This window comes from Okeania sp. SIO3B5, from assembly GCF_010692555.1.
Classification (GTDB): domain Bacteria; phylum Cyanobacteriota; class Cyanobacteriia; order Cyanobacteriales; family Microcoleaceae; genus Okeania.
Genome location: NZ_JAAHHG010000661.1, coordinates 1 through 4,861, shown reverse-complemented (window position 1 = coordinate 4,861; position 4,861 = coordinate 1). Strand labels below are relative to the sequence as shown.

The 4,861-nt window shown below is 33.6% G+C and carries 3 protein-coding genes; 2 read left to right on the top strand and 1 reads right to left on the bottom strand.

What is annotated here, in order from left to right:
* Positions 1–411: 411 nt before the first annotated feature.
* Positions 412–735 (bottom strand): FeoA family protein, encoded by a 324-nt coding sequence (locus F6K54_RS40450; RefSeq protein ID WP_293090053.1) that lies wholly within the window; start codon positions 733–735, stop codon positions 412–414.
* A gap of 643 nt (positions 736–1,378) precedes the next feature.
* On the opposite strand from F6K54_RS40450, the gene F6K54_RS40445 reads away from it, so the two are divergent.
* Together F6K54_RS40445 and F6K54_RS40440 are read left to right on the top strand one after the other, a co-directional pair.
* A complete protein-coding gene (locus F6K54_RS40445; RefSeq protein ID WP_293090051.1) occupies positions 1,379–2,482 on the top strand; it encodes a glycosyl transferase in 1,104 nt (367 codons plus the stop codon).
* Positions 2,483–2,644: 162 nt separating this feature from the next.
* Complete coding sequence (locus F6K54_RS40440) at positions 2,645–4,294, top strand: mechanosensitive ion channel family protein (protein ID WP_293090049.1); 1,650 nt, start codon at positions 2,645–2,647, stop codon at positions 4,292–4,294.
* Positions 4,295–4,861 lie beyond the last annotated feature (567 nt).

The following is a 4,861-nucleotide window of genomic DNA, read 5'->3' as shown; positions in this document are numbered from 1 at the left end:
AGATAAAGGTTTTAGCATTTTTAGGTATTGAAAAAGTACATGGTTTTCAGCTCTTCATGGTCAAAAAGGAGCGCATTTTTAGCGCATAGTTGGGCAAAAAAATTCTCCCCTACTCCCCTACTCCCCTTTTCCCCTCCTGGGAGGGGGAGGGGCGAGGGGTGGGTCCCCTACTCCTTAAAAAAGACTTTTTCAGCAAGCCCTATATATACCAATGTGCGCTGGCATATTTACAAATTTCAGGAACTGTCCAATAGCTAAAAGTTTTATATTATCAGCTTTTTATCCCCCCTATTGCCTATTGCCTATTGCCTGTTGCCTGGGCGCAGCGCTATAGCAGGCAAGATGCCCGCACTGGGAACATTTAATAATATTTGTACTTCCTGCCTTCTGCCTTCTGCCTTCTGCTGGAGTTCACAAAATTAGCGGTTGAACAAAAATTGTTTTTGCTTCTTCCCTCCTAATTGCTAATTCTGTACTGATACCTACTCTGATATGAAGTGGTCCGCCAAAGCAACTTTTTCGTAATACCATTATTTGTTTTTCTGGCACAACTCCCATAGCTTTAAGACGTTTGACTAATACTTCACCATCAGTATCTATTTCAATTCTTTTAATGATTGCTGGGTTTTGCATATCTAGGCAAGATAAATCTATCAGTTGTGTGGTAGTTTTACTATCTAAATCTTGGCTATTTGCTTGGTCAAAAATTATTTTTTCTGGATGATTAGGCAACATTTTAAAAGTAGTATTTTTATCTTTATGACTGTGAAGTATGTAATAGACATCTCCAGAAAAGAGGGAACAGGGAACAGGGAACAGGGAACAGGGAAGAACAATTGATAATTTATGGATAAGAATTGATTGTATTTTTTATTTTTGGAGATGTCTAATAATAAAAAATAAAATCAATTATCCCAAAGAAATTATCAATTATTCCCCTCCACGGTCGGAGTTAGGGGTGGGTTCCCTACTCCCTACTCCCTCTTTTCTGGAGATGTCTAATATCATGTCCGGATAACTCAGTTATAAAAAAACCTTTTCCCTTTGAACTTTTCTTTCCCTTCTGCCTTCTGCCTCCAGCATAGCAGCATAGCTGCCTTCCCTCCTCCAAAGTGTAACTATTCAACGGATTAATTTATCAGAAGAGGTAATTCTAAATTCTAAATTCTTAATTCTAAATTCTTCAAAAACAGCCCATTACTCAAAACTGATATTACAAAAAAATTAGCTTTTTTAGACATTCTAACATAACTGGTAATATTTTAGTTTAATAGCATTCTAATTATAATAAAGTATTTTAATTTTGATGAGCATATTACTAATGACTGCTATAAAAATTTGTTATAGGATAGAATTAATCTTTAATTGACAAAATATCATGCCTCGACCTACTTTATATATTGCTATTACTAATCATGGATTTGGTCATGCTGTACGCATATCATCAGTTGCCAATCTAGTGCAAAAAATGTGCCCCGATGTTTTATTAATTATGGTAACAACTGCTCCCCGTTGGTTATTAGAATCTTATATTTCTGGTGATTTTATTCATCGTCCTCGTGCCTTTGATGTGGGAGTTATTCAATCAGATAGTATCACAATGGATAAACAAGCTACCCTAGAAAAATTGGTAGAAATTCGGAGTCAAGAACGGTCAATTATTGCTGGAGAAGTTGATTTTATTAAGCAAAATCGAGTAGATTTATTATTAGCAGATATTCCGCCACTTGCTTCTAAAATTGCTAAAGCTGCTGATATTCCAGGGTGGATGTTGAGTAATTTTGGTTGGGATTTTATTTATCGTCCCTGGGGTGATGAATTTGTGGAAATTGCTGATTGGATAGGGGAATGTTTTGGGCAGTGCGACCGTTTATTTCGCCTCCCACTCCATGAATCTATGGATGCTTTTCCTAATATTGTTGATGTGGGATTAACTGGAGGGACTCCACATTATCAACCTGAAGAAATTAAAGCAAAGTTTGGCATTTGTACAGAACAAGAAAAAACTGTTTTACTGACTTTTGGTGGTTTAGGTTTAGCACAAATTCCCTATCAAAATATATCTCGTTTTCCTGACTGGCAATTTATTACTTTTGATAGTAATGCTCCAGAATTTCCCAACCTCATCAATGTCAGAAATATATCAAATCAAAATGACACTGAATTATTAAATATTCGACCTGTAGATTTTATGCCAATATGTGGCAGAATTATTTCCAAACCAGGATATAGTACATTTGCTGAAGCTTTAAGATTAGAGATACCTGTTGTATCCTTAGTCAGAGAAGGTTTTGCTGAATCAAAATTATTATTAGAAGGTATTCAAGATTATAGTTATCATCAAATATTACCACAAACAGAATTTTTTGAAAGTGATTGGGAATTTCTCAGACAACCTCTAGAATCACCTCGTAAATCTGAAAAATTAGATAAGTATGGTAGTGAAGCTATCGCTCAAGCTGTTGTAGATTATTTACATTGAAGAAGGCAGTTCATTAATGGATAATTGATAATGGATAATTGATAATGGATAATTGATAATTACCTCTGGTTAAAACCGTTATGGAATTGAATATTATGCCTGCGCACAGCGCTATACTTTCAACTTTCTAATTACTGTACAATCTATTCCAGGAAAACAATTATGATTCCTAAAATTAATATTAACAACCTCATTGAAATTGACATTAACAGCATCATTGCAATGGGAGTTGAAATCGTATTTCTAATATCTCTCTTTGTAGTAATTAAATTTTTTATCAACAGAGCATATAAACAATTAATAAAAGTATCATCAATTAAAAAAAAGAAAAAAGATGTTGAAGTTATCTACCGAAATATTCAGATATTATTAACTATAAGTTGCTTACTATTATGTTTATTAATTACCGGATTTAATGGCTGGCTTATTTATCAAGGAAAAAATCTAATCGAATATCAAACTTCCTTGATTAAAAATATTTCCTTTGATTACTTACTAGCTATAGGAATTAGAATACTCAAAATCTTGGGCATACTAATTTTAACTAAATGGAGTATTCCATATATAAATAAATTTATAACCTGGTCAAAAGAATGGGCAAAAAATGTTGATAAAATTACTGCAAATGATGCCAGTATTGAAAATTTATTTGAATTTTTCAAGAGCAACTTTAATAATATGATTTGGCTGTTATATCTGACTATATCAGCTCAAATCATGGTATTTCCAGCAGTAATTATCAAATATTTGTATATAAGTTTGCAGGTTTATATGATTATTATTGTTGGGTTACTCTTTACTAAAGCTAATACAACAGTTATTGATACTTTGGATGGTCTTAGCAAAAAATATTCCGATCAAAGAAATATTTTGCGGCTTTACGATCGCCTAAGTAAATTAATTCCTCTTGCCAAACGATGTCTTGAATATACAATCTATATTACTACAGCTACTTTATCAATTCAAAAAGTTGATTTTATTGCTGGTTTAGCTCCTTATGGTCCTTTATTTTTGCAAATAATTGGGATTATATTTATGAGTCGTGTTGTTCAAGAAATTGGTCAACTGTTACTAGAAGAAGTTCTACTGCGTGAAGGTGATACAGATGATATATCTAAACAGAGACGACAGACATTTTTACCCCTATTTCAAAGTTGTATTAAATACCTGATTTACTTTGGTACAGGCATAGCAATTCTTTATACTATTAAAATTGACCCGACTCCTATTTTAGCAGGTGTAGGTATTTTAGGTTTAACAATTGGAATGGGAGCACAAAGTTTGGTTGAAGATATAGTTGCAGGTTTCTTTATTTTGTTTGAAAGTTACTATTTAGTAGGAGATTTTGTAGAGATAAATGGTGTAAGTGGTTTTGTCACCGGAATAGAATTAAGAACAACTCGCATTAATGGTGGAGATAAAAATTATATTATCCATAATCGTGATGTTAAGGATATAGTTAATCACTCCAGCTATAGTAGTGCAGTGGTGATGCTAAAAATTCCTTATCAAGTTAAGATTAGTCAAGTCTCTGAAATTATAGAAAAAGTTGGAAAGAAGTTGCTAGAGGATTATCAGGAAGACATAATTGAACCAACAATAATAGAAGGAGTAGAAGAATTTTCTGAAAATCACATATTAATCGAAATAGTTACAGAAGTTAAACCAGGAAAACATTTCACGATTCAGAAAGTCTTAGGTATAATGATTAAAGAAGCTTTTGAAGAAGCAAATATTGAACTTAGAGTGGTTAATCATGTAACACTGAGTGACGATCAACCTATTCCAATATTTTTAAAACCTCTACGATAAATAGTTATATCAAATCCGGTTTAAATAGGGGAAATAATTGATGAATAAGAGTGCAATAATTGATTTGATTTTTGATTGTTGGAGATATCTATCTATACTATGTAATTAGGGCTTGCTGATTAAATATCAAAGCACTGACAGATATTAGTTTCAGCCTTTTTTGGTCTAAAAAAGTGCGTCTGTTTCGGTCTAAAACACTAAAAAAGCTAGTATTTTGGGATGATTATGGCAGAAAAATCACTCTTACAATTTTTACGACTACCTCCTCTATAATTTACATTTCTCCTGTCTTCCACTCCCCTCCTGGGAGGGGCTAGGGGTGGGTTGGGAGGGGGAGGGGCGAGGGGTGGGTTGTCTCCTGTCTCCTGTCTCCTATCCCTACCAAAAGACTTTCCATACACAAACCCTAATTAAATATCAATATCCTAACTTCTTTGCCTCTTTGCGTAAGTCCTGTTTATGTTGGGTTTCGTTACCTCAACCCAACCTACAAATGCTAATTTCTTCCTAATTCTTTGAGCTGATCTAGAGATAGTTGATACGCCAGTCGATCTCCTTTTTGTTTGG